This is a genomic window from Stenotrophomonas sp. YJH_SMC_32, from assembly GCF_059369975.1.
Map to the genome: position 1 here is coordinate 26,005 of NZ_JCAFTE010000006.1, position 21,871 is coordinate 47,875.

The 21,871-nt window shown below is 66.2% G+C and carries 22 protein-coding genes and 1 tRNA gene; 5 read left to right on the forward strand and 18 right to left on the reverse strand.

Annotated elements, in window-relative coordinates; all coding sequences use genetic code 11:
• Positions 1 to 429 precede the first annotated feature (429 nt).
• Positions 430 to 891, forward strand: a complete 462-nt coding sequence (locus AC5P7S_RS10295) for a carboxymuconolactone decarboxylase family protein (RefSeq protein ID WP_019660562.1) — start codon at positions 430 to 432, stop codon at positions 889 to 891.
• A gap of 115 nt (positions 892 to 1,006) precedes the next feature.
• Here the strand turns inward: AC5P7S_RS10295 and AC5P7S_RS10300 are convergent, their stop codons facing one another.
• The gene (locus AC5P7S_RS10300; RefSeq protein ID WP_495213629.1) at positions 1,007 to 1,450 is read right to left on the reverse strand and encodes a RidA family protein; all 444 of its coding nucleotides are present in this window, start codon (positions 1,448 to 1,450) and stop codon (positions 1,007 to 1,009) included.
• 70 nt (positions 1,451 to 1,520) lie between these two features.
• A complete protein-coding gene (locus AC5P7S_RS10305) occupies positions 1,521 to 2,024 on the reverse strand; it encodes a hypothetical protein (protein WP_170944905.1) in 504 nt (167 codons plus the stop codon).
• A gap of 19 nt (positions 2,025 to 2,043) precedes the next feature.
• On the opposite strand from AC5P7S_RS10305, the gene AC5P7S_RS10310 reads away from it, so the two are divergent.
• Positions 2,044 to 2,517: a tyrosine-type recombinase/integrase gene (locus AC5P7S_RS10310; RefSeq protein WP_005417861.1), complete on the forward strand. Its 474-nt coding sequence runs from the start codon at positions 2,044 to 2,046 to the stop codon at positions 2,515 to 2,517.
• An 82-nt stretch (positions 2,518 to 2,599) separates the two neighbouring features.
• Here the strand turns inward: AC5P7S_RS10310 and AC5P7S_RS10315 are convergent.
• The 9 genes from AC5P7S_RS10315 to thrS all read right to left on the reverse strand — a co-directional run bounded on the left by AC5P7S_RS10315 (position 2,600) and on the right by thrS (position 10,394).
• Positions 2,600 to 2,676, reverse strand: a tRNA-Pro gene (locus tag AC5P7S_RS10315).
• Positions 2,677 to 2,744: 68 nt separating this feature from the next.
• Positions 2,745 to 3,101, reverse strand: coding sequence for a MerR family transcriptional regulator (locus AC5P7S_RS10320; protein ID WP_005410431.1), 357 nt, complete (start codon positions 3,099 to 3,101; stop codon positions 2,745 to 2,747).
• Positions 3,082 to 3,381, reverse strand: a complete 300-nt coding sequence (locus AC5P7S_RS10325; RefSeq protein ID WP_005410432.1) for an integration host factor subunit alpha — start codon at positions 3,379 to 3,381, stop codon at positions 3,082 to 3,084. Before AC5P7S_RS10325 ends, AC5P7S_RS10320 begins: the two co-directional genes overlap by 20 nt.
• Before the next feature lie 27 nt (positions 3,382 to 3,408).
• Entirely contained in the window at positions 3,409 to 5,790 is a 2,382-nt protein-coding gene (gene pheT / locus AC5P7S_RS10330; RefSeq protein ID WP_053499262.1) for a phenylalanine--tRNA ligase subunit beta, read from the reverse strand.
• Between the two features lie 87 nt (positions 5,791 to 5,877).
• A complete protein-coding gene (locus AC5P7S_RS10335; protein ID WP_005417865.1) occupies positions 5,878 to 6,873 on the reverse strand; it encodes a phenylalanine--tRNA ligase subunit alpha in 996 nt (331 codons plus the stop codon).
• Between the two features lie 193 nt (positions 6,874 to 7,066).
• Positions 7,067 to 7,426: a 50S ribosomal protein L20 gene (gene rplT / locus AC5P7S_RS10340; protein ID WP_005410435.1), complete on the reverse strand. Its 360-nt coding sequence runs from the start codon at positions 7,424 to 7,426 to the stop codon at positions 7,067 to 7,069.
• Between the two features lie 11 nt (positions 7,427 to 7,437).
• Positions 7,438 to 7,635, reverse strand: coding sequence for a 50S ribosomal protein L35 (gene rpmI / locus AC5P7S_RS10345; protein ID WP_005410436.1), 198 nt, complete (start codon positions 7,633 to 7,635; stop codon positions 7,438 to 7,440).
• Positions 7,636 to 7,901: 266 nt separating this feature from the next.
• Positions 7,902 to 8,444 (reverse strand): translation initiation factor IF-3, encoded by a 543-nt coding sequence (infC, locus tag AC5P7S_RS10350; RefSeq protein ID WP_080104334.1) that lies wholly within the window; start codon positions 8,442 to 8,444, stop codon positions 7,902 to 7,904.
• Positions 8,445 to 8,492: 48 nt separating this feature from the next.
• Positions 8,493 to 10,394 carry a threonine--tRNA ligase gene (gene thrS, locus AC5P7S_RS10355; RefSeq protein WP_005417872.1) on the reverse strand — a complete coding sequence of 634 codons (1,902 nt, stop codon included), beginning with the start codon at positions 10,392 to 10,394 and terminating at the stop codon, positions 8,493 to 8,495.
• A 428-nt stretch (positions 10,395 to 10,822) separates the two neighbouring features.
• Between thrS and AC5P7S_RS10360 the strand changes: the two genes are divergently transcribed.
• The 3 genes from AC5P7S_RS10360 to AC5P7S_RS10370 are packed head-to-tail and all read left to right on the forward strand — an operon-like array spanning position 10,823 to position 12,952.
• A complete protein-coding gene (locus AC5P7S_RS10360; RefSeq protein WP_005410439.1) occupies positions 10,823 to 11,119 on the forward strand; it encodes a hypothetical protein in 297 nt (98 codons plus the stop codon).
• Positions 11,119 to 11,382 (forward strand): hypothetical protein, encoded by a 264-nt coding sequence (locus AC5P7S_RS10365; protein ID WP_049452537.1) that lies wholly within the window; start codon positions 11,119 to 11,121, stop codon positions 11,380 to 11,382. The genes AC5P7S_RS10360 and AC5P7S_RS10365 overlap by 1 nt, the downstream gene beginning before the upstream one ends.
• Positions 11,383 to 11,392: 10 nt before the next feature.
• Complete coding sequence (locus AC5P7S_RS10370; protein WP_005417878.1) at positions 11,393 to 12,952, forward strand: PepSY-associated TM helix domain-containing protein; 1,560 nt, start codon at positions 11,393 to 11,395, stop codon at positions 12,950 to 12,952.
• Positions 12,953 to 12,976: 24 nt separating this feature from the next.
• Here AC5P7S_RS10370 and AC5P7S_RS10375 read toward each other — a convergent pair whose 3' ends face one another.
• From AC5P7S_RS10375 to infB, 7 genes are all read right to left on the reverse strand, one after another.
• Positions 12,977 to 13,381, reverse strand: a complete 405-nt coding sequence (locus AC5P7S_RS10375; RefSeq protein WP_005417880.1) for a VOC family protein — start codon at positions 13,379 to 13,381, stop codon at positions 12,977 to 12,979.
• A gap of 97 nt (positions 13,382 to 13,478) precedes the next feature.
• Entirely contained in the window at positions 13,479 to 14,669 is a 1,191-nt protein-coding gene (locus tag AC5P7S_RS10380) for a glycoside hydrolase family 18 protein (RefSeq protein WP_095377624.1), read from the reverse strand.
• A 280-nt stretch (positions 14,670 to 14,949) separates the two neighbouring features.
• Complete coding sequence (pnp, locus tag AC5P7S_RS10385; protein WP_005417884.1) at positions 14,950 to 17,058, reverse strand: polyribonucleotide nucleotidyltransferase; 2,109 nt, start codon at positions 17,056 to 17,058, stop codon at positions 14,950 to 14,952.
• A 151-nt stretch (positions 17,059 to 17,209) separates the two neighbouring features.
• Positions 17,210 to 17,470, reverse strand: a complete 261-nt coding sequence (gene rpsO, locus AC5P7S_RS10390; protein ID WP_005417886.1) for a 30S ribosomal protein S15 — start codon at positions 17,468 to 17,470, stop codon at positions 17,210 to 17,212.
• 173 nt (positions 17,471 to 17,643) lie between these two features.
• Positions 17,644 to 18,552: a tRNA pseudouridine(55) synthase TruB gene (truB, locus tag AC5P7S_RS10395; RefSeq protein WP_005417888.1), complete on the reverse strand. Its 909-nt coding sequence runs from the start codon at positions 18,550 to 18,552 to the stop codon at positions 17,644 to 17,646.
• 107 nt (positions 18,553 to 18,659) lie between these two features.
• Positions 18,660 to 19,043, reverse strand: a complete 384-nt coding sequence (gene rbfA, locus AC5P7S_RS10400) for a 30S ribosome-binding factor RbfA (RefSeq protein WP_065179361.1) — start codon at positions 19,041 to 19,043, stop codon at positions 18,660 to 18,662.
• Between the two features lie 132 nt (positions 19,044 to 19,175).
• Positions 19,176 to 21,824: a translation initiation factor IF-2 gene (infB, locus tag AC5P7S_RS10405; RefSeq protein ID WP_053499259.1), complete on the reverse strand. Its 2,649-nt coding sequence runs from the start codon at positions 21,822 to 21,824 to the stop codon at positions 19,176 to 19,178.
• Positions 21,825 to 21,871 lie beyond the last annotated feature (47 nt).

Consider the following 21,871-nt stretch of genomic DNA (forward strand, 5'->3'; position numbering starts at 1 on the left):
CGGCCGGATTCGAACCGACGACCCTCTGCCCCCAGGCATCGTTCCAGATAGGCCCATCCCGTTGATCTGTAAGGGTTTCAGGCCTTCGCAGGGCATCCCAAAAGTGCAAATTGCGCCCCAATCCGATCAATCACTTACGAGCCGATAGGGTGCATATGGCGGCTCTACCCGACGCCATCCGAACGGCGGCGATGCGATCCCCCCTTCAGCCAATCCCCTTCCCTGTCCCGCCAATCGAGGATCTTCTCCGGGTGCTCCCCGCCGCGCCCCGTATCTAGCGCCCCACGGCCAGCATCCCCTTCCTCGGCGAGCGTACATGCAGCGGATCGCGACGAGCCTAGGCAGGTGTCACGAACTGCTGCCCGTCGGCGTCCTTGCTTCGGGTGGGGCGATTCCGGCCCCACAGATACCCGAAAAGGACCCATTAAAATGAATCGAGCGAACTGGTTCGTAGTCTCTCCCGAGGGCGCCAAAGCCGTGGGGCAACTGCATCACTTTGTGACCGCGGGCACCTCTCTGCCGCCGAAACTGGTGCATCTGGTGTTTTTGCGTGTGTCGCAGCTAAACGGCTGCGCCCACTGCATCGACATTCATACCCGTGATCTGCTTAAGGAAGGCATGCCGTTCGACACCATCGCTCTCCTACCTGTTTGGCACGAGGCCGCCTATCTATTCTCCGAACAAGAGCGCGCCGCACTGGCATGGGCAGAGGAAGTGACGCTCGTGAGCGAAACCCATGCATCTGATGAGGCGTACGAAAAAGTAGCCGCAGTATTCGGCGAGAAAGACCTGGTCGACCTCACGCTCACCATTGCGGCCATGAACGCGATCAACCGGATGGGCGTGAGCTTCAGATTGAAGCCCCGCGCCAAGCCCGCTGCGGAGAAGTAGCGTACGGCACGCCGGAGATCGTCCTGGCTTTGTCCGGGCCGAGGCGCTCGTAGGAACCATCGGTGGCGTACTCACCGCAAGGAACGGGCGGAGCAAGCCCCGCCCACATAGTGCCTTAACCCTGGACTTCCGCCCGGAAGGCAATCTCAATCAGCTGCTCGGGGAAGGCCAACGCCGAGACCCCGATCAGGTTGCTGGCCACCTGCGGCACCGGCTGGCCATACGCGGCCGGCCGGACTTTGCTACTGGCCGCGAAAGCGGCCGGAACGTCGATGACGAACAGCGTTTCCTCGACCACGTCCGCGATCGACCCACCCAGCTCTGCCAGCAGCACCTGCGCGTTCTCGTAGGTGCGCCTCATCTGGGCTTCCATGGTATCGAAGTTGGCGGGCTTGCCGTCGGCCCCCAGCTCCGCCGGCGCAACCAGCTCGCCCTGCGGCGTGTGCGAGAGCTGGCCGGACACGAAGATCGTGTTGTTGACGCGGACGGCCTGTACGTACCCGTAGGCCGATTCCCACGGCACTCCGAAGCTGGCGGTCTTTCGATTGGTAGCGTTCATCATTGCTCTCTCTGGTGAAAGGGCAAGTGTGGCAAGCATTTTGAGTCGACCGCCTCCCCTGAACGGGGGATCAGATTCGAGCGCGGGACAGCTGCTCTCTACCTGCCTTGACCCACGCCTTCATCGGATCCCTCGCCCTGGGCTTGGTCTCCTTCGGCGGTCGGCGCGGTTCCAGCGCTTCCTTGATCCGCGCCAGTTCCAACCGCCCGGCCTCGGCCAGGCGCCGGGCCTGTTGCTGCTGCTCGCGCGTCGGCGGCAGGCCTGGCAGCGGCGGCTCGGGCTGGATCGGAGTGCTGTCGGTCAGCCGGGCGACCGCCTGGCGCAGGGGAAGATCGGGATACAGCCTGGCCGCGCACCAGCGCTCGGCGTACCGCTTCGCCTGCCGGACGTTGGCCGCGCGCACTTCCTTCACCTGCCACATCTTCTGGCCTTCCATCCATAGCCGGACCCCGGGACCGCCGTCGGGCGTGACGCTGGCCGTCTCCCGGCCGTTGTACCAAAGCGCCCAGCGCTCGCCGGTCTGGACCCAGCCAGAGGGGATTGGGGCGGTGCGGAAGCCGTGGGAAGAACGCATGGCCGGAAGGATACGGCTGGTGACGGTGAAGTTTGCCGACGTGCGCGACGGCCACCTGTGGGTAGTGCCGTCGAAAACCGAGGGCTCGACGAACGTTCGACTACAGATCGCCGTGGCCGGGCCGCTGCTCGACCTGCTGGCCAGGTGCCGCGATGACGTGGTTTCGCCGTTCGTGATCCACCGCCTGCCGGAAAAGGCCAGGCCCAGCGACAAGCGCGCGAAGGACCGAGCGCACCACACGCAGGTGCTGCCCGAGCAGCTGTCGCGTGCGTTCGCAAAGGCACGCGATGCTGCCGGCGTGGGTGGCGAAGCACCGCCAACATTCCATGAGATCCGCAGCCTGGGCGGTGCGCTGCTGCGCGATGCGGGCTGGACCACGGAACAGATTCAAGCGCTGATGGGACACGGCAACGCGTCGATGACTGAGCATTACCTGGGTGGCCATGAAGCGCCGTGGCAGCCGGTCACCACGGGTATCGCGCTACCTCGATAGGGTGGCGATAGGGTGGTAATAGGGTGCACAACGAAAAAGGGCCTGCACCGCATGGCGCAAGCCCTTGTTCTATCGCTGCTTTTGGTCGGGACGGCCGGATTCGAACCGACGACCCTCTGCCCCCCAGGCAGATGCGCTACCAGGCTGCGCTACGCCCCGACTGATGCTGCGATGTGCCCGCCAGTGCGGCGGGCCGTGAAGTATAGCGGATTACGATGGAAATTGGATCAGCGGCGCAGCAACTGCAGCACTTCTTCCAGCTCCATGCGCACCTGCTTGATGATCTGGTTGCTCAGCGCCGATTCCTCGCGGGCATCGGGACCATCCAGGCGCAGGCGTGCACCACCGATGGTGTAGCCCTGTTCGTACAGCAGGCTGCGGATCTGCCGCACCATCAGCACGTCATGGCGCTGGTAGTAGCGGCGGTTGCCTCGGCGCTTGGCCGGCTCAAGGCTGGGAAACTCGGTTTCCCAGTAGCGCAGGACGTGCGGCTTGACGTCGCACAGCTCGCTGACCTCACCGATGGTGAAGTAGCGCTTGGCCGGGATCGGCGGTAGTTCGCGATTACTGCCCGGATCCAGCATAAGCTTCCACCCTCTCCTTGAGCTTCTGGCCCGGACGGAAGGTGACCACCGTACGGGCGGAAATCGGAATTTCCTCGCCGGTCTTCGGGTTGCGACCCGGGCGCTGGTTCTTGCGCCGCAGATCGAAATTACCGAAGCCCGACAGCTTCACCTGACGTCCCTGTTCCAATGCTTCACGCAGCACATCGAAAAACGCGTCGACGAATTCCTTGGCTTCCCGCTTGTTCAGACCGACTTCGTCGAACAGCTTTTCCGCCATCTCCGCCTTGGTCAATGCCATTGCCTGCTACCCCCGAGTGCCGCCCGCTCAGCCGCGGATCCGGGCGTGGTGTTCACGCTCGATGGCAGTGACCGCCTCGGCCACCACCGCATCCACGTCGCGGTCCGTCAGAGTGCGCGACTTGTCCTGCAAAATCAAGCCCATAGCGAGACTCTTGAATCCCGGCTCGACGCCCTGGCCGACGTAACGGTCGAACAGGTTCAGGTCGCGCAGCAGCGGGCCGGCGGCCTGGCGCACGGTCGCCGCCAGATCGGCCCAGGCCACCTGTTCAGGCACCAGGAACGCGAGGTCGCGACGCACCGCCGGGAAGCGCGACAGCTCGCCGGCACGTGGCAGGCGACGGGCGGTCAGCGGTTCCAGATCCAGCTCGAAGGCGTAGACATCGGCCTCGATATCCATCGCCTTGGCCAGACGCGGGTGGATCTGGCCGATCCAGCCGATCGCCACGCCATCGCGGAACACCTCGGCCGACCGCGCCGGGTGGCCGTAGGCACGGGCCGACGGGCGGAACTCCAGTACCGCACCACTGGCAGCCGCCAGCGATTCCAGGTCGCCCTTCAGATCATGGAAGTCGACCTTGCGAGTCGGCAGGCCCCACTGCACCGCCTGCGCGTCACCGCAGACAGCTGCCGCCACGCGCGGCGTTTCCAGCGGTGCCGGTTGGCCATCTCCGGCCTGCTGGGCGAACACGCGGCCGAGCTCGAACAGGCGCACGCGGCCGAGCTGGCGGGCGGCGTTGCGGCCCAGTGTGGCGACCAGGCCCGGCAGCAGCGACGGACGCATTACCGCCAGTTCGGCCGACAGTGGATTGGCCAGTGGCACCAGGCCGTCGCGCAGCTGCCACTGGGCCAGCAGCGCATCGTCGACGAAGGCGAAATTGACGGTTTCCTGCTGGTCACGGGCGATCAGCTGGCGGCGCACGCTCAGCGCGTCCAGCTGGGTCTCGCTCGGCATCGCCACGCGGGCGGCACCGCCCGGCAGCGTGGTCGGGATCTGCTCGTAACCGTGGATGCGGGCCAGCTCTTCGATCAGGTCTTCTTCAATGGCGATGTCGAAGCGGCGGCTCGGCGCGACCACCTGCCAGCCGTCGGCAGCAGCAACCACGTCCATGCCCAGCGCGCGCAGGATGCGCTCGACTTCCGCATCGTCGATGGTGATGCCGAGCACGCGGGTGATGCGGGCGCGGCGCAGCACGATGGTTGCCGGCTGCGGCAGATCGGCTTCACGCACGGCCTCGGTAACCGGCGCCGGGGTGCCGCCCGCCAGGTCCAGCACCAGGCGAGTGGCGTACTCGATCGCGATGCGCGGCAGCGCCGGATCGACGCCGCGCTCGAAGCGGTGGCCGGCATCGGTGTGCAGGCCCAGCTTGCGGCCACGGCCCATGATCGCAGCCGGCGCGAAGTGCGCGGCTTCCAGGAACACGGCGGTGGTTGCGTCGGTGACACGGGTGTCGAAGCCGCCCATCAGGCCAGCCAGGCCGATCGCACGATCGGCGTCGGTGACCACCAGGAAGCTGTCGTCCAGCGCGGCATCGCGGCCGTCCAGCAGCTTCAGCGTCTCGCCCGCGCGCGAACGGCGCACGGCAATGCTGCCCTGCAGGGTGCCAAGGTCGTAGGCATGCATCGGCTGGCCCAGCTCCAGCATCACATACTGGGTGATGTCGACCAGCAGCGAGACCGGACGCACGCCACTGCGGCGCAGGCGCTCGGCCATCCACAACGGAGTCTTGGCGGCGGCGTTGACGCCCTCGATGACACGGCCCAGGTAACGCGGCGCTTCGGCGCCGGCGTCGAGCTGGATGCTCAGCTCACGGCTGCCGACTGCCGGAATGGCCTCGGCAGCGAAGTCCAGCACTTCGCTGCGGGTGGCGGCGGCGACGTCATAGGCGATGCCGCGCAGGCTGAAGCAGTCGGCGCGGTTCGGGGTCAGCTTGATCTCGATGCTGGCGTCCGGCAGGCCCAGGTAGTCGACCAGGGCCTGGCCGACCGGCGCGTCATCGGGCAGCTCCAGCAGGCCGGAGGCATCGTTGTCCAGGCCCAGCTCCTTGGCCGAGCACAGCATGCCGTTGGACTCGACGCCGCGCAGCTTGGCCGGCTTGATCTTCAGCTCGCCGATCTGCGCACCCACCATGGCCAGCGGCGCGACCAGGCCCGGGCGCGCGTTCGGTGCGCCGCAGACGATCTGCAGCAGTTCGCCCTGACCGGCATCGACCCTGCACACCTGCAGGCGATCAGCTTCGGGATGGCGCACGGCCTCGACGATGCGCGCCACGACCACGTGATCGAGGCCTTCGCCCAGCGCGGTCACTTCTTCCACTTCCAGGCCGATGGCGGTCAGCACTGCACTCAGTTCATCGCGCGAGGCGCCGGTCGGGACATGGCTGCGCAGCCAGTTTTCGGAGAATTTCATGGTGTCACCCTGGTGGGCCCGGCGCATGCGCCTGGGCCTGCGAATTTAGGAGCAGCCGAGCATGGCTCGGCTCTACATGGTTGCGGCTTACGCGAACTGTTTCAGAAATCGCACGTCGTTCTCGAAGAACGCGCGCAGATCGTTGACGCCGTAACGAAGCATCGCGAAACGCTCCACGCCCATGCCGAACGCGAAGCCGGTGTAGCGCTCCGGATCGATGCCGACGTTGCGCAGCACGTTCGGATGGACCATGCCGCAGCCCAGCACTTCCAGCCAGCGGGTGCTGCCGTCGGGCTGCTGCCAGGCAATGTCCACTTCCGCGCCCGGCTCCACGAACGGGAAATAGCTGGGGCGGAAGCGCATCTCGAAGTCGCGCTCGAAGAACGCGCGCACGAACTCGGCCAGCGTGCCCTTCAGGTCGGCGAAGGTCGAATGCTCGTCCACCAGCAGGCCTTCCACCTGGTGGAACATCGGCGAATGGGTCTGGTCGCTGTCGCTGCGGTACACCTTGCCGGCGGCGATCATGCGCAGTGGCGGCGCGTGGTCGCCCATGTAGCGCACCTGCACGCCGGAGGTGTGCGTGCGCAGCAGGCGGCCGTCGCCGAAGTAGAAGGTGTCGTGCATGGCGCGCGCCGGATGGTGCGGCGGGAAGTTCAGCGCCTCGAAATTGTGCCAGTCGTCCTCGATCTCCGGCCCTTCCGACAGCTCGTAGCCCAGCCGGCCGAAGATGCCGGTGATGCGCTCCAGGGTGCGGGTGATCGGGTGCAGGCCGGCACGGTCGCCGTTGCGGCCCGGCAGGGTGATGTCGATGGCTTCGGCGGCCAGGCGCGCATCCAGCGCTGCGTCTTCCAGCAGCGCCTTGCGCTCGCCCAGCGCGCGGGTCAGCGCGTCGCGGGCCTGGTTGATCGCTTCACCAGCGGCCTTGCGCTCGTCCGCCGGCAGGGCGCCGAGCTGCTTGAGCTGCGAGGTGATGCTGCCACTCTTGCCAAGCAGGGCCACGCGCAGCTGTTCCAGCACGTCGGGACTCTGTGCGGCGGCCACATCGGCCAGCGCCTGGGTGGTGAGGGATTGGATGTCGCTCATGGGGGGCCGGAACTCCAGTCGATCTGCCATCGCGATGCGCGAAGGGCCGACCCCTGTCGCCACCGCCGTCCCCGCGCTGCCGCCATGGCCTCGCCGGAACCCAAAAAAGAATGGGGAAGGACTTGCGCCCTTCCCCATGCATTGCCTTGACCTGACACCGTTCCGAGTGAACGGTTACGGCATCGGGAAGGACTTATGCCGCCAGCGCGCCCTTGGCCTTTTCGGCCAGCGCAGCAAAACCGGCTGCGTCGTGCACGGCGATGTCAGCCAGGACCTTGCGATCCAGGGTGATGCCAGCCTTCAGCAGGCCGTTCATGAAGCGGCTGTAGCTCAGGCCGTTGATGCGGGCAGCCGCATTGATACGGGTGATCCACAGCGAACGGAAGTTGCGCTTCTTCTGCTTACGGCCGATGTAGGCGTACTGCTGTGCCTTGATGACCGCCTGCTTGGCGACGCGGAAGACCTTGCGACGGGCGTTGTAATAGCCCTTGGCGAGATCCAGAATCTTCTTGTGGCGGCGACGCGCCTGTACGCCACGCTTAACTCGTGCCATTTTTCAGTTCCTCAGAGGTAAGGGAGCATGCGGTCCAGACGGCCTGCGTCTTCTGCACGGACATGGCCCGTCTGACGCAGATTACGCTTACGCTTGGTCGCTTTCTTCGTGAGGATGTGGCTACGGTTGGCGTGGCCGCACTTGTACTTGCCCGAGGCGGTCTTGCGGAAACGCTTGGCCGCTGCCCGGTTGGTCTTGATCTTGGGCATTGCAATGTCCTTGATGGGATATGACCCCGGTTTCTGACTGATCTGGCGGCGGCCTGGGCCGCTCTTTCCGTCCTGCCATGATCGGCGTACGACCCGTCCTGGGTGGGTCGAGCCGGGCATGATACAGGCAAAACCGCCCTGCCACCAGCCCCTGCAGCCCTTTCGCCGGCACTTCACCGGCATCCTGCAAAAGCAAAGGGACGCCAGCGGCGTCCCTTTATCCTGAACCATTCAGCCAGGCGCCCCGGAAGGCGGCCCGTCCGGCCTCAGGTCTTCTTCTTCGGCGCGATCATCATGACCATCTGACGCCCTTCCAGGCGCGGACGGGATTCAATGACGATATCCTCGCCCAGATCGGCCTCGATCCGGTTGGCCATTTCACGACCCAGTTCCTGGTGGCTCATTTCACGGCCACGGAAGCGGATGTTGACCTTGATCTTGTCGCCTTCTTCAAGGAACCCGCGCATCTTGCGCAGCTTGATCTGGTAGTCGCCCTCGTCCGTGACCGGACGGAACTTCACTTCCTTGATCTCGACCTGCTTGGTCTTCTTCTTGGCCTCGCTGGCCTTCTTCTGCGCTTCGAACTTGAACTTGCCGAAGTCCATGATCTTGCAGACCGGCGGATCGGCCTGCGGCTGGATCTCGACCAGGTCCAGGCCTTCATCTTCGGCCATGGACAGCGCTTCGTCGCGCGACAACACGCCGATCATTTCTCCGTCACTGCCGATCACGCGGACGCGCGGCACACGGATTTCCTGATTCTTGCGGTTCTGTTTGTTGTCAGGGGTGCTGATATTACGTTCTCCCAAGGGTATCGAACCGGTCCGGGTGCCTGTGCGCCCGGACCGGACCTTTGCTTACGCGCCCTCGGCCTGGAGCCGCTCGATGAAGGCCTGCAGGCTCATGCTGCCCAGGTCTTCGCCAGAACGCGTACGCACCGCCACAGCCCCATTCTCCTTCTCGCGGTCACCGATGACCAGCAGGTAGGGCACGCGCTGCAACGTATGCTCGCGGATTTTATAGCCGATCTTCTCGTTACGCAAATCCGAGCTGACGCGGAAGCCTTGCTCCGCAAGGGTTTTGGTCACGCCCGAGACGTAGTCGGCCTGGGCGTCGGTGATGTTGGCCACCACCACCTGGGTCGGTGCCAGCCAGGCCGGGAACTGGCCGGCATGGTGCTCGATCAGGATGCCCAGGAAGCGCTCCATCGAGCCGACGATGGCGCGGTGCAGCATGACCGGGTGCTTCTTCTGGCTGTTCTCGTCCACGTACTCGGCGCCCAGGCGGCCCGGCATCATGAAGTCGACCTGCATGGTGCCCAGCTGCCAGGTACGGCCGATCGCGTCCTTCAGGTGGTACTCGATCTTCGGGCCGTAGAAGGCACCCTCGCCCGGCAGCTCCTGCCATTCCACGCCACAGGCGGTCAGCGCCGAGCGCAGCGCGCCTTCGGCCTTGTCCCAGGTGGCGTCGTCACCCAGGCGCGACTCCGGACGCAGCGCGATCTTGATCTGGATCTCGTCGAAGCCGAAGTGCCGGTAAACCGCCAGCGCCTGCTGGTGGAAGGCCGTCACTTCCGACTCGATCTGGTTTTCCGTGCAGAACACGTGGCCGTCGTCCTGGGTGAAACCACGCACGCGCAGGATGCCGTGCAGCGCGCCGGACGGCTCGTTGCGGTGGCAGGAACCGAACTCACCGTAGCGGATCGGCAGGTCGCGGTAGCTGTGCAGGCCCTGGTTGAACACCTGGATGTGGCCCGGGCAGTTCATCGGCTTGACCGCGTACGTGCGCTTCTCCGATTCGGTGAAGAACATGTTGTCCTGGTAGTTGTCCCAGTGGCCGGACTTCTTCCACAGGCTCACGTCCAGGATCTGCGGGCAGCGCACTTCGCCGTAGCCGCTGCTGCGGTAGACCTTGCGCATGTACTGCTCGACCACCTGCCACAGTGCCCAGCCCTTCGGGTGCCAGAACACCAGGCCCGGGGCTTCTTCCTGCAGGTGGAACAGGTCCTGCTGCTTGCCGATGCGGCGGTGGTCGCGCATCTCGGCTTCCTCGATGCGCTTGATGTACGCCTCCAGCTGCTTCTTGTCAGCCCAGGCGGTGCCGTAGATGCGCTGCAGCTGCTCGTTCTGCGCGTCGCCGCGCCAGTAGGCGCCGGAGATGCGGGTCAGCTTGAAGGCCTTCAGGAAGCGCGTGTTCGGCACGTGCGGGCCCCGGCACATGTCCACGTATTCCTGGTGGTAGTACATGCCCATCGCCTGGATGTCGTCGGACATGTCTTCGATCAGGCGCAGCTTGTAGTCCTCGCCACGGGCCTTGAAGATCTCGATCACCTCGGCGCGCGGCGTCATCTTCTTGATGACGTCGTAGTCCTGGGCGATCAGTTCACCCATGCGCTTCTCGATCGCGGCCATGTCGTCCGGCGTGAACGGGCGCTCGGAATAGATGTCGTAGTAGAAGCCCTCGGCGATCACCGGGCCGATCACCATCTTCACGTCCGGGTACAGCTGCTTGACGGCGTGACCGACCAGGTGGGCGCAGGAGTGGCGGATGATCTCCACGCCCTCCTCGTCCTTGGCGGTGATGATGCGCAGGCTGGCATCGTGGTCGATGACGTCGCTGGCATCGACCAGCACGCCATCGACGGAACCGGCGATGGTGGCCTTGGCCAGGCCGGCACCGATCGACTGGGCGACGTCCATGACGCTGACGGGATTTTCGAACTCGCGGCGGCTGCCGTCGGGAAGGGTAATGTTGATCATCGCAGTGGCTTCGTGCGGGGCCCGCGGGGCGGGCTGGAAAGCGTTCCCGGGCCGCGGCCCGGGCAATAAAAAAGCGCCGCGAGGGCGCCTGGAACACAGGGCCTTCGGGGGCAGGTCAACAGTGGGCGGTGGTAGTGCTCATGTCGCACGCTCGGCCGGCGCTGGGCGCGGGCCACCTTGTTCCAGTCAGGAGTCTGCGACGATCTTAAACCAGCGCACCGGAAAGCCCAAGGGCTGCCGTGCGGTCCGCTGAATGGCCGGCGCTGGCGGCGTGAAAACGCAATGATTACCATGTCCGCGCAGCCCGCCCCGTGCCAGCCTGCCCGCTTCCCCCAGGACCTCGTGATGCGCCACCCGCTCCGACCGGCTCCCGCCGGCCCCGCCCGTGCCCCGCGTTCGCCGGCCCACTGCCGCGGCGCCCGCCCGCAATGATCACCGTCGGCCTTTCCACCCTGGGCTTCTGCAGCCTGGGCATGCTGGCAGCGATGTTTTCGGCACTGGCCTTCTACGCCGCCTCGCCGCACTGCCGTTGGCCCCGCCTGCGCCGCGCCGGTCGCCTCGGCCGCCAGATCGGCCTGGTCGCCGCCGCTGCTGCCCTGTGGTTGTGGATGGCCGAACTCGGCTTCGCTGCCGGTCTGGTGGCGATGCTGTGCACCTGGATGCTCGCCGCGATGCTGCTGCCGGCGCTGGCCGCCTGGCATCGCCCGGGCACGGAGTCGCCGTGATGTGGTCGCGCGCCATCGCCGGCATCATCGCTGGCTTCCTGCTTGCGGCCGCCGCCACCGGCCTGCTGGCCTGGCTGCCGCCCGGCCCGTGGCAGCGCGCACTGGTGCCGACCCTGATCGCCTTCATCCCGTTATGGATGCTGGCCGCCCTGTGGGCGTTCAGCTTCCGCAGCGCACTGCGCGCCTGGCTGGTTCTGGGTGGCAGCGCCGCGGCCGGCTTCGCCGTGCTCGGGCTGCTGCGCCTGACCGGCGCGGTGCAATGAGAGCTCCCCCATGAAGTTCAGTTCGCAGACGCTGCGCACGTTCACCACCCTGCACACCTGGGTCGGCCTGGTCGCCGGCTTCGGCCTTTTCGTGGCCTTCTATGCGGGTGCGCTGACCCTGTTCCATCACGACTTGCCGCTGTGGCAGACCCCGGGCGCAGCCACCGCCTTGCCGGCGGGCCTGGACGATGCGCAGTACCTGCTGGAAGACGTACTGGCGACACACCCGGAGGCCCGCCGCCACGTTGGCATGACCTTCCCCGGCACCGAACACCCGCAGCCCCTGGCGTACTGGCAGGCCGATGACGGCAGCTGGCGCTACGCCTGGCCGGGCCAGATCGCCGGCAGCCCCTCGCCGCCGCAGACCGGACTGGCAGAACTGGTCAACGAACTGCACTACAGCCTCGGCCTGCCGGTGGCCGGCATCTATGTGATGGGCATCGTCAGCCTGCTGTATGGCATGGCGCTGCTGAGCGGCCTGGTGATCCACCTGCCGAGGCTGTTCGGCGACCTGTTCGCGCTGCGCCCGGGCCGCAACCTGAAGCAGCTGTGGCAGGACGCGCACAACGTGATCGGCGTGCTCAGCCTGCCTTTCCACCTGATGTTCGCAGTCACGGGCGCCCTGCTGTGCCTGGTGTTCGTGCAGATGGCCCTGCTCAATCCGCTGATCTACGACGGCAAGGCGCTGCAAGCGGTACCGACCGCGATGGACACTGCGCCGGTGCGCGATGCCAGCGGGATTCCGGCGCCACCGGGCAGCCTGCGCGTGCTGCATGCGCGCGCACTTGAAGTGGCCCGCGCGCAGGGCGTGGCCAACTTTGAACCGGCCTACCTGAAGCTGGCCAATGGCGGCGATGCCAACGCCACGATCGAGATCACCGGCGAGGCCAGTGGCACCCTCGGCCCGCTTGGTGCCGTGGCATTGGACGTCGCCACCGGCAACCTGCTCGCGTCGCAGCTGCCGGGCCAGCGCGACGCCAACCACGCCACGCTCAGCGCCGCCTACGCGCTGCACTTCGGTGAGTTCGGCAACGGCGTGGTGGTCTGGATGTACTTCCTGCTCGGCCTCGGTGGTGCGTTCCTGTTCTACTCCGGCAACCTGCTGTGGATCGAGTCGCGGCGCAAGCGTCGCCAGCCACAACAGCCACGTGCCGGTGTGAACATGGCGCGGGCCACGGTCGGCGTGTGCATCGGCCTGTGCGTGGCGATCTCGGTCGCGTTCGTCACCGCACTGGTGCTGGAGCGGCTGGCACCGTCGGCGGTCGACCACGGCATCCGCTGGGCCTGCTTCGGCAGCTGGGCAGCCTGTGCGCTGTGGGCTGCACTGCGCCGCCCCGCGCAGGCCGCGCGCGAACTGCTGTGGGCCGCAGCGATCAGCACTGCACTGGTGCCGGTCCTGCACGGTGCACTCAATGGTGACTGGCTGTGGCGCGCCGCCGCGCGTGGCCAGTGGCCGCTGTTCTGGATCGATGCCATCGCGCTGGCCATGGCCTTCGGCTTCGCCCGCCTGGCCGTCGCCAGCCAGCGCCGCGCCCGCAACGGCGATCCGAACAGCGTCTGGGCGAACTGAAGCGTCGCCGGACACGGGCCGGCGCTACCGCTGCGGGCGCTCTTCGCCCGGGTAACGACTCACTTCGATCAGGTTGCCATCCGGGTCGCGGAAGTACACTGATTCGATCGGTCCCAGCGCACCGGTACGCGCGACCGGCCCCTCCTCCACCACAATGGCCTGCGCCTGCAGGTGTGCCAGCACATCGACCATCACTGTGCGCGTGACCAGGCACAGATCGGCACTCCCCGGCGTGGGTCGCAGCGCATGCGGCTGCAGTGGCGCATTGGCCGGATGCAGGTTGATCTTCTGCTGGCCGAACTGCAGCGCGCTACGTCCCGCGCCGAAGCGTACGACCTGCATGCCGAGCACGCGCTGGTAGAAGTCACAGCTGCGTTCGATGTCGGCGACGGTGAGAACCAGGTGATCCAGGCGTTCGAGATGGATCATGCGCAAAGCGTAGCGCCGCCGGCGTCATCGCACTGTGCGGTGTCGGGTCGCTGGCGTTGCAGCATGGCGCCGGGCATCGGCCGGCGCCACCCGGTGCTCAATCGCCGATGCGAGCCTTCTGCCACGGGCCGAGCATGGCGTTGAGCAGGCTGGCCTGATCGTCGTCACCGGTCAGCTCCCACATGAACACTCCGGCCAGGCCCTGCTCGCGGGCGAACTGCGCACGCAGGCCGATCGAACGCGGGTCCTCATAGCTGATGAGGATTTTCTGCCCGGCGTTGTACAGCCACGGGCTCTGCGCCTGCGGCTGCCAGTGCCTGGTCCAACCCGGCTGGTCGAGATAGCGCGCCTTGATCACCCGCCAGTCGCCGGCATCGGCCGGTGCACTGTAGGGCTGATACAGGCCGTCCGGTGCATCGCCGGTGACCTTGAAGCCGCGCCCGTAGAACGGCACGCCCAGCACCAGCTTGTCGGCCGGCACGCCATGTTCACGGTAGTACTGCACGGCGCCGGCCACGTTGTTCCAGCGGCGCAGCTCCGGCGCCAGCGGATCGGCCGGCACTTCATGCAAGGGCGCATTGAAGGTCGACACCGACGAAAAGCCGGTGCCCATGTCGTAGCTCATCAGGTTGATGAAATCGAATACCCTGGCCAGCGCCGGCAGGTCGTAGCTCGCCGCTGGATCATAGGGACCGTCGGTCTGCAGGCGGCCGGCGGCCAACGCGGCGGTCAGCAGCATCGGCTGGCCCACCTTGCGACCGCGTGCATCGAGTGCCTGACGGAAGGACTGCGCAAGCCGGGTCAGGTTGGCGCGATCCTGCGGGCGATGCGCCAGCTCCTTCGGTCCGCCACTGACCGGGAATTCCCAGTCGATGTCCACGCCATCGAAGCTGCCGGCGTGGCGTTCGAAGAACAGCGCCATGCACGAATCGACCAGGCGCCTGCGGCTGGCCTCGGTCAGCGCTGCATCGGAGAACCCACCCGCGCCCCAGCCACCGATCGAAATCAGCGTGCGCAGGTGCGGATGCGCCTTCTTGAGTTCGGCCAGTGCGGCGAAATTCTTCGGCGCTTCCGCACCGACCGTGCAGCGGCCGTCCTCGATGGTGGAGAACGCGTAGAACAGGTGGGTCAGGCGCTCGGCCGGAATGCTCGACACCGGATAGCGCTCGGCCGATCCGCCAGGGTAGTAGGCGCCGAAGATCGGCGGCGGTGCGGGCGCTGCGTGCGCGGCAATGGGCAGGGCACCGGCAATCAGCACGGCAAGGACGGCCACGGTCTGGCGGAACATGGGATCTCCCGGTTCAAAGGCGCCGTCACGTTAGCAAACCGATGGGGCTGTGGTGCGGATGTCGCGGCATGTCGTCCCATGGACAGGTGCGATCCGTGCAACCGTGACAGAACGATGGCCGCGTGGCGGCGATCATGCACTGCAGCAGGACATGCAGCGACCTGGATGAGCTTCCCTTCACAACATCGAGGCAAAGAAAAAGCGGGCCGAAGCCCGCTTTTTCATTTGCGAAAGCGTGAGGACCAACGGTCCTCACCCACCGCACGATCAGCAGTACCGATTATTCGGCGCTGGCGCCTTCGCCCTCTTCGACTGCCTTCATCGACAGGCGGATACGGCCCTGCTTGTCGACTTCCAGCACCTTGACCTTGACCACATCGCCTTCCTTCAGCTTGTCGCCGACCTTCTCGACGCGCTCGCTGGAGATCTGCGACACGTGGACCAGGCCGTCCTTGCCCGGCAGGATGGTAACGAACGCACCGAAGTCCATGATCTTGGCGACCTTGCCTTCGTAGATGCGGCCCGGCTCGACGTCCGAGGTGATCTGCTCGATGCGGGCCTTGGCGGCCTGGGCAGCGATGGCGTTGACCGACGCGATGACGATGGTGCCGTCGTCCTGGATGTCGATCTGAGTGCCGGTTTCCTTGGTGATGGCCTGGATGGTCGAGCCACCCTTGCCGATCACTTCGCGGATCTTGTCCGGGTGGATCTTGATGGTCAGCAGGCGCGGCGCGTAGTCCGACAGCTCCTCACGCGGAGCGGTCAGGCCGTGGGCCATTTCACCCAGGATGTGCAGACGGCCAGCCTTGGCCTGCTGCAGGGCCTGCTTCATGATCTCTTCGGTGATGCCTTCGATCTTGATGTCCATCTGCAGGGCGGAAATGCCCTCAGCGGTACCGGCCACCTTGAAGTCCATGTCGCCCAGGTGATCTTCGTCACCCAGGATGTCGGACAGGACCACGAAACGGTCGCCTTCCTTGACCAGACCCATGGCGATGCCTGCCACCGGAGCCTTCACCGGCACGCCGGCGTCCATCAGGGCCAGCGACGAGCCGCAGACCGACGCCATCGACGAAGAACCGTTCGACTCGGTGATTTCCGAGACGACGCGGATGGTGTACGGGAAGGCTTCCAGCGACGGCATGACAGCCAGCACGCCGCGCTTGGCCAGACGACCGTGGCCGATTTCGCGGCGCTTCGGGCCCATCATGCGGCCGCACTCACCCACCGAGAACGGAGGGAAGTTGTAGTGGAACAGGAAGTTTTCCTTGTACTCACCGGCAACGGCGTCGATGACCTGGCCGTCACGGGCGGTGCCCAGGGTGATGGTCACGATGGCCTGGGTTTCGCCACGGGTGAACAGCGAGGAACCGTGGGTACGCGGCAGCACGCCGGTCTTCACGGTGATCGGGCGGACGGTGTCCAGCGCACGGCCGTCGATGCGGACCTTGGTGTCCAGCACCGAGTCACGCATGGTGCGGTATTCCAGTTCGCCGAATTCCTTCGACAGCTCAGCCGGGTTCCAGCCTTCGGCGGCCACACGGCCCGCCAGGGCTTCGAACACGTCCTTCTTGATCGCCGAGATGGCGTCACGGCGCTGCAGCTTGTCACGCACCTGGAAGGCTTCGCCCAGGCGCGGGCCGATGGCTTCCTTCAGGGCGGAGATCAGCGCGTCGTTCTTGGCCGGGGCTTCCCAGGTCGACGGCTTGGTGCCAGCTTCGACGGTCAGCTCGTTGATCGCGTTGATGACCTTCTGCATTTCGCGGTGACCGAAAGTCACGGCGCCCAGCATCACTTCTTCGGACAGCAGCGCGGCTTCGGATTCGACCATCAGCACGGCATTGGAGGTACCGGCGACAACCAGTTCCAGCTGCGAGTCAGCCAGTTCGCTGACGGTCGGGTTCAGGATGTACTCGCCGTTCTTGTAGCCGACCTTGGCAGCGCCGATCGGGCCCATGAACGGGGTGCCGGCCAGGGCCAGGGCAGCCGAGGCGCCGATCAGGGCCGGGATGTCGCCGTCCACGTCCGGGTTCAGCGACATGACCGTGGCGATGATCTGCACTTCGTTCTTGTAGTCTTCCGGGAACAGCGGACGGATCGGACGGTCGATCAGACGCGAGATCAGCGTTTCCTTCTCGGTCGCACGGCCTTCACGCTTGAAGAAACCACCCGGGATGCGGCCGCCGGCGTAGAACTTTTCCTGATAATCGACGGTCAGCGGGAAGAAGTCCTGGCCTTCGCGCGCGCTCTTGGCGGCGACGGCGGTGACCAGCAGTACGGTGTCGTCCATCTTGACGATGACCGCGCCGCTGGCCTGGCGGGCGACTTCGCCGGTCTCAAGCGTGACGGTGTGCTTGCCGTACTGGAAGGTTTTGGTGATTTTTGCCACGGAGGGTGTCCTTGGGGATGCTGTCTGCGAATTTGGACCGTCGGCGACCCTTGCCGCCAGCGGGTGGCCGGATCGTTCCGGCCTGAATCGGGGATTGCGGTGCTACAAAACAAAACCGCGGCGCATCGCTGCGCCGCGGGGGATTCGTTGCTTAGCGACGCAGGCCAAGCTTTTCGATCAGGGCCTTGTAACGCTCGACGTCCTTCTTCTTCAGGTAGTCGAGCAGGCTGCGACGGCGGTTGACCATCTGCAGCAGGCCGCGGCGGCTGTGGTGATCCTTCTTGTGGGTCTTGAAGTGGCCAGTCAGCAGTTCGATGCGGGCGGTCAGCAGAGCAACCTGGACTTCCGGGGAGCCGGTGTCAGCGGCGCTGCGCTTGTTGTCTTCAATGACCTTCTGGGTGTCGATCGACATTTCTTTTTTCTCTGTGATGCGTGGCCGGCAGGAACGCACTTCGCGCACCGCCAGGCTCGCCGTGGACTACGAGGATGAAACCTGCGCGAGGCAGGTTGCCGGAAAACGGCCGCGAAATTGTAACGGCCAGGGGCTTCCGGGACAAGGACCGGGGCTGAACCACCCTGCCCCGGTCAGAGGTTGAAACGGCGCTGCGGGGCCAGCAGGCCACTGTCGTCGACCTGGCCCAGGCCCTGGACAGCATCGTCCGGACCGAACACGGCCACCAGGCCATGCGGCCAGGACGCGTCACGCTGGCGCTGGCCGACGCAGAAGCGGTGGGTCTGCCCGGCATCGAGGTCGACCCGCGGGTATCCAGCCAGGCCGGCTGCCAGCGGCAGCAGCAGCGCGTCCATGCCCGCCTCGTCGCCGGCCTCGGCCATCGCCCGCAACTGGTCCAGGGTGACCATCGCCGGCGCGCGGAACGGTTCGACCCACAGCCGGCGCAGCGCGCTGATGTGGGCGCCACAGCCCAGGCGTTCGCCGAGATCGCGGGCCAGGCTGCGGATATAGGTGCCGGAGCCACAGGTCACGCGCAGGTGCAGGCGCCCGGGCAGCTGTTCGAGCACCTCGATCGCGTGCACCTGGACCTCGCGCTCCGGAGCCTCGATGGCCTCGCCGCGGCGGGCCTTCACATACAGCGGTTCCCCGCCCTGCTTCAGCGCCGAATAGATCGGAGCCCGCTGACGGATGTTCCCCGTCAATGGCGCCAGCGCAGCCTGCAGGGCCTCGGCGCTGATCGCCGGCACCGGGCGCTGCACCAGCACCTGGCCCTCGGCATCATCGGTATCCGTGGTCTGGCCGAGGACGATCTCGGCATCGTACGCCTTGGCCGAACCCAGCAGCAGGCCGGCGATCTTGGTGGCCTCGCCGAAGCATAGTGGCAGCAGGCCGGTGGCCAACGGGTCGAGGCTGCCGGTGTGGCCACCCTTCTCGGCACGGAACAGGCGGCGCGCCACTTGCAGGGCGGCGTTGGAGCTCATGCCGGTCGACTTGTCGAGCAGCAGGATGCCATCCAGGCGGCGGAACTGAATTCGGGTCATGACAGGATGTTGTAGAGCCGAGCCATGCTCGGCTGCCGCAGCGCGGTCTGCGTCAGACGTCGCACAGCCGGAATGCAACGACGCCGGGCATGCCCGGCGTCGCGCGGTTATTCGTCGTCGCTCCCGCGACGCTTTTCCGCGGCCAGCGTATCGGGCAGGTCGCGCAGGATGTTGTCGATGTGCTCACCACGGTCGACCGAGTCGTCGTAGTGGAAATGCAGCTCCGGCACGTGGCGCAGCTTCATCGCGCGGGCCAGGTCCATGCGCAGGCGGTAGCCCAGCTCCTTCAGGCCGGCCACGGCTTCAGCCGAGCGTTCCGGCATCAGGGCGGTGACGAACACCTTGGCATGGGCCATGTCGCGGGTGATTTCCACGTCGGACACGCTCACCGAGGGCAACCCGTGCTCGCGCACGGCGTTGTGCACCAGGGTGCCGAGTTCACGGCGCAGCTGGGCGGAGACACGGTCGGTTCGATGGAAAGTCTTGGGCACGAGCAGCTCTTGGTTCAGTTGTCGCCCGACCAACGGTCGGGCGCTACCTTTGATTCGATTGTCGCCCGACCAACGGTCGGGCGCTACAGGTACATGGTAGGGCCCGACCGTTGGTCGGGCCACCTTGCAGCATTACAGGGTGCGCGGCACTTCGATACGCTCGAAGCACTCGATCTGGTCGCCCGGCTTGACGTCGTTGTAGGCCTTCACCGCGATACCGCATTCGGTACCGTTGCGGACTTCCTCGACGTTCTCCTTGAAGCGACGCAGCGATTCCAGCTCGCCCTCGAAGATCACCACGCTGTCGCGCAGCACGCGGATCGGCTTGTTGCGCTTGACCACGCCCTCGATGACCATCGAGCCGGCAACGGCGCCCAGCTTGGAGCTGCGGAAGACGTCGCGGACCTCGGCGATACCGATGATCTCTTCGCGGATCTCCACGCCCAGCAGACCGGATGCCACCTGCTTCACCTGATCGATCACGTCATAGATGATCGAGAAGTAACGCAGGTCGACGCCGTTGGATTCAATGATGCGACGGGCCGAAGCATCCGCACGCACGTTGAAGCCGATGACGGTGGCCTTCGAAGCAGCCGCCGAGTTGGCATCCGATTCGGTGATGCCGCCGACGCCGGAGTGGATCACGTTGATGCGGATGTCTTCGTTGGACAGCGCGACCAGTGCCTGGCTCAGGGCCTGCACCGAACCCTGCACGTCGGCCTTGATGACCAGGTTGAGGACCTGCTGGCCCTCGCCCTTGCCCAGGGTCGCCATGATGTCTTCCATGCGGCTGCCAGCGGTGGCGACCAGGCGCGATTCACGGCGCTTGGTCTCACGCTGCTGGGCAACATCCTTGGCCAGGCGCTCGTCCTCGACCACCACGAAGTCGTCTCCGGCTTCCGGCACACCGGACAGGCCCAGGACCTGCACCGGGATCGACGGGCCGGCGAACTCCGGCTGCTTGCCGGTTTCGTCGAACAGCGCACGCACGCGGCCGTACTGGATACCGCACACCAGGTAGTCGCCCTTCTTCAGGCGGCCCTGCTGCACCAGCACCGTAGCGACCGGGCCGCGGCCCTTGTCCAGCGACGATTCGATCACCACGCCCGAGGCGCGACCTTCGTCGACGGCCTTCAGTTCCAGCAGTTCGGCCTGCACCGACACCGCGTCCAGCAGGTCGTCGATGCCCAGGCCGGTCTTGGCCGAGATCTCCACCATCTGGATGTCACCACCGAACTCTTCGGCCACGACCTGCTCGGAGAGCAGCTCGTTCTTGACCCGCATCGGGTCGGCACCGGACTTGTCGATCTTGTTGATCGCCACGATCAGCGGCACACCCGCCGAACGGGCGTGCTGGATCGCTTCCTTGGTCTGCGGCATGACGCCGTCGTCGGCAGCAACCACCAGCACCACGATGTCGGTCAGCTTGGCACCGCGGGCACGCATCGAGGTGAACGCGGCGTGGCCCGGGGTATCCAGGAAGCTGATGACGCCCTTGGGCGTCTCGACGTGGTAGGCGCCGATATGCTGGGTGATGCCGCCGGCTTCGCCGTGGGCAACCTTGGTGCGGCGGATGTAGTCCAGCAGCGAGGTCTTGCCGTGGTCCACGTGACCCATGATGGTGACCACCGGCGGGCGCTGTACGGCTTCGCCCTGGTTTTCACCGGTCGAAGCCAGCAGCGCGTCTTCGGCATCGTTGTCGTTGGCACGGATTGCCTTGTGGCCGAGTTCTTCGGTCACCAGCGCAGCGGTGTCGTGGTCGATGGACTGGGTGATGGTCGCCATCACGCCCATCTTGAACAGCGCCTTCACCACCTCGCCGCCCTTCAGCGCGAGCTTCTGCGCCAGGTCGGCCACGGTGATGGTCTCGCCGATCGCGACTTCACGCACGACCGGTGCGGTCGGGCGTTCGAACGCGTGCGGACCGGCATTGTTGCCACCACGCGACATGTCGCGACGGCCACCGGACTGGTTGCGGCCACCCGGACGTCCACGCGAATTGCTGTTGTTGCTGTTGCCACGACGCGCACGGTCGGCGGCCGACAGGTGCATCTGGCCGGCGAAGCGGTCGCCCGGGCCACGCTCGTTGCGCGGCGCGCTGCGGTTGTTGCGCTCGTCGTTGCGCGGCGGCGGCGGCGGAGCACCACGCGGCGCAGCCGGGGCGGCGGCCGGGGCGCGCGGCGGGCGCGGCGCGGTTTCGTCGATCGGAGCACGCTTGGGCTTGCTGGCGGCCAGTGCCTCGGCCGCCTTGGCCGCAGCCGCAGCTTCCTCGGCGGCCTTCTTCTCGGCCTCGGCGCGTTCCTTGGCGGCAGCCTCTTCCTCACGGGCACGGACGATGGCCTCGTCGCGCAGACGATCCTTCTCGGCCAGGGCCTGCTGTTCGGCGAGGTTGCGCGCACGCGACTCTTCCAGCTTGCGCAGGATGTCGGCGCGCTCTTCGTCCGGCGTCATGGCGCGAGCACCATCCTTGACGTAGGTACGCTTCTGGCGCACCTCGACATTCACGGTCGTCTTGCTGCGACCGGAATTGACCGTCACTTCCTGCTGCTTCCGGCGGTTGAGCGTGATCTTCTTTGCAGACTGATCGGTCTCTTCCGGGGCCTGCTCGGGCTTGCCGTGCGAACGACGAAGGAAGCCCAGGAGCTTTACCTTCTCGGAGCTGGTCACGACCTGGTCGGGACCGCTGAACTTCATGCCGGCACCGGCCAGCTGTTCCAGCAGTTTTTCGACCGGCGTGTTGACCAGTTCGGCAAGCTTGCGGATGGTGGTTTGCTGCGACATTCGGATCCTATGATCTTGTGGGCGCCCCCCCGCATCTGGAGGTGGCG

Excerpts from the sequence above, each read along its gene's own strand:
- pheT (WP_053499262.1), bottom strand. The coding sequence starts at position 5,790 with ATGAAATTCTCCGAAAACTGGCTGCGCAGCCATGTCCCGACCGGCGCC.
- thrS (WP_005417872.1), bottom strand. The coding sequence starts at position 10,394 with ATGATCAACATTACCCTTCCCGACGGCAGCCGCCGCGAGTTCGAAAAT.
- infB (WP_053499259.1), bottom strand. The coding sequence starts at position 21,824 with ATGTCGCAGCAAACCACCATCCGCAAGCTTGCCGAACTGGTCAACACG.
- AC5P7S_RS10295 (WP_019660562.1), top strand. The coding sequence starts at position 430 with ATGAATCGAGCGAACTGGTTCGTAGTCTCTCCCGAGGGCGCCAAAGCC.
- AC5P7S_RS10325 (WP_005410432.1), bottom strand. The coding sequence starts at position 3,381 with ATGGCATTGACCAAGGCGGAGATGGCGGAAAAGCTGTTCGACGAAGTC.
- AC5P7S_RS10360 (WP_005410439.1), top strand. The coding sequence starts at position 10,823 with ATGATCACCGTCGGCCTTTCCACCCTGGGCTTCTGCAGCCTGGGCATG.
- truB (WP_005417888.1), bottom strand. The coding sequence starts at position 18,552 with ATGACCCGAATTCAGTTCCGCCGCCTGGATGGCATCCTGCTGCTCGAC.
- rpsO (WP_005417886.1), bottom strand. The coding sequence starts at position 17,470 with ATGTCGATCGACACCCAGAAGGTCATTGAAGACAACAAGCGCAGCGCC.
- AC5P7S_RS10365 (WP_049452537.1), top strand. The coding sequence starts at position 11,119 with ATGTGGTCGCGCGCCATCGCCGGCATCATCGCTGGCTTCCTGCTTGCG.
- AC5P7S_RS10380 (WP_095377624.1), bottom strand. The coding sequence starts at position 14,669 with ATGTTCCGCCAGACCGTGGCCGTCCTTGCCGTGCTGATTGCCGGTGCC.
- AC5P7S_RS10370 (WP_005417878.1), top strand. The coding sequence starts at position 11,393 with ATGAAGTTCAGTTCGCAGACGCTGCGCACGTTCACCACCCTGCACACC.
- AC5P7S_RS10320 (WP_005410431.1), bottom strand. The coding sequence starts at position 3,101 with ATGCTGGATCCGGGCAGTAATCGCGAACTACCGCCGATCCCGGCCAAG.
- rpmI (WP_005410436.1), bottom strand. The coding sequence starts at position 7,635 with ATGCCCAAGATCAAGACCAACCGGGCAGCGGCCAAGCGTTTCCGCAAG.
- AC5P7S_RS10300 (WP_495213629.1), bottom strand. The coding sequence starts at position 1,450 with ATGAACGCTACCAATCGAAAGACCGCCAGCTTCGGAGTGCCGTGGGAA.
- AC5P7S_RS10335 (WP_005417865.1), bottom strand. The coding sequence starts at position 6,873 with ATGAGCGACATCCAATCCCTCACCACCCAGGCGCTGGCCGATGTGGCC.
- rplT (WP_005410435.1), bottom strand. The coding sequence starts at position 7,426 with ATGGCACGAGTTAAGCGTGGCGTACAGGCGCGTCGCCGCCACAAGAAG.
- AC5P7S_RS10375 (WP_005417880.1), bottom strand. The coding sequence starts at position 13,381 with ATGATCCATCTCGAACGCCTGGATCACCTGGTTCTCACCGTCGCCGAC.
- AC5P7S_RS10305 (WP_170944905.1), bottom strand. The coding sequence starts at position 2,024 with ATGCGTTCTTCCCACGGCTTCCGCACCGCCCCAATCCCCTCTGGCTGG.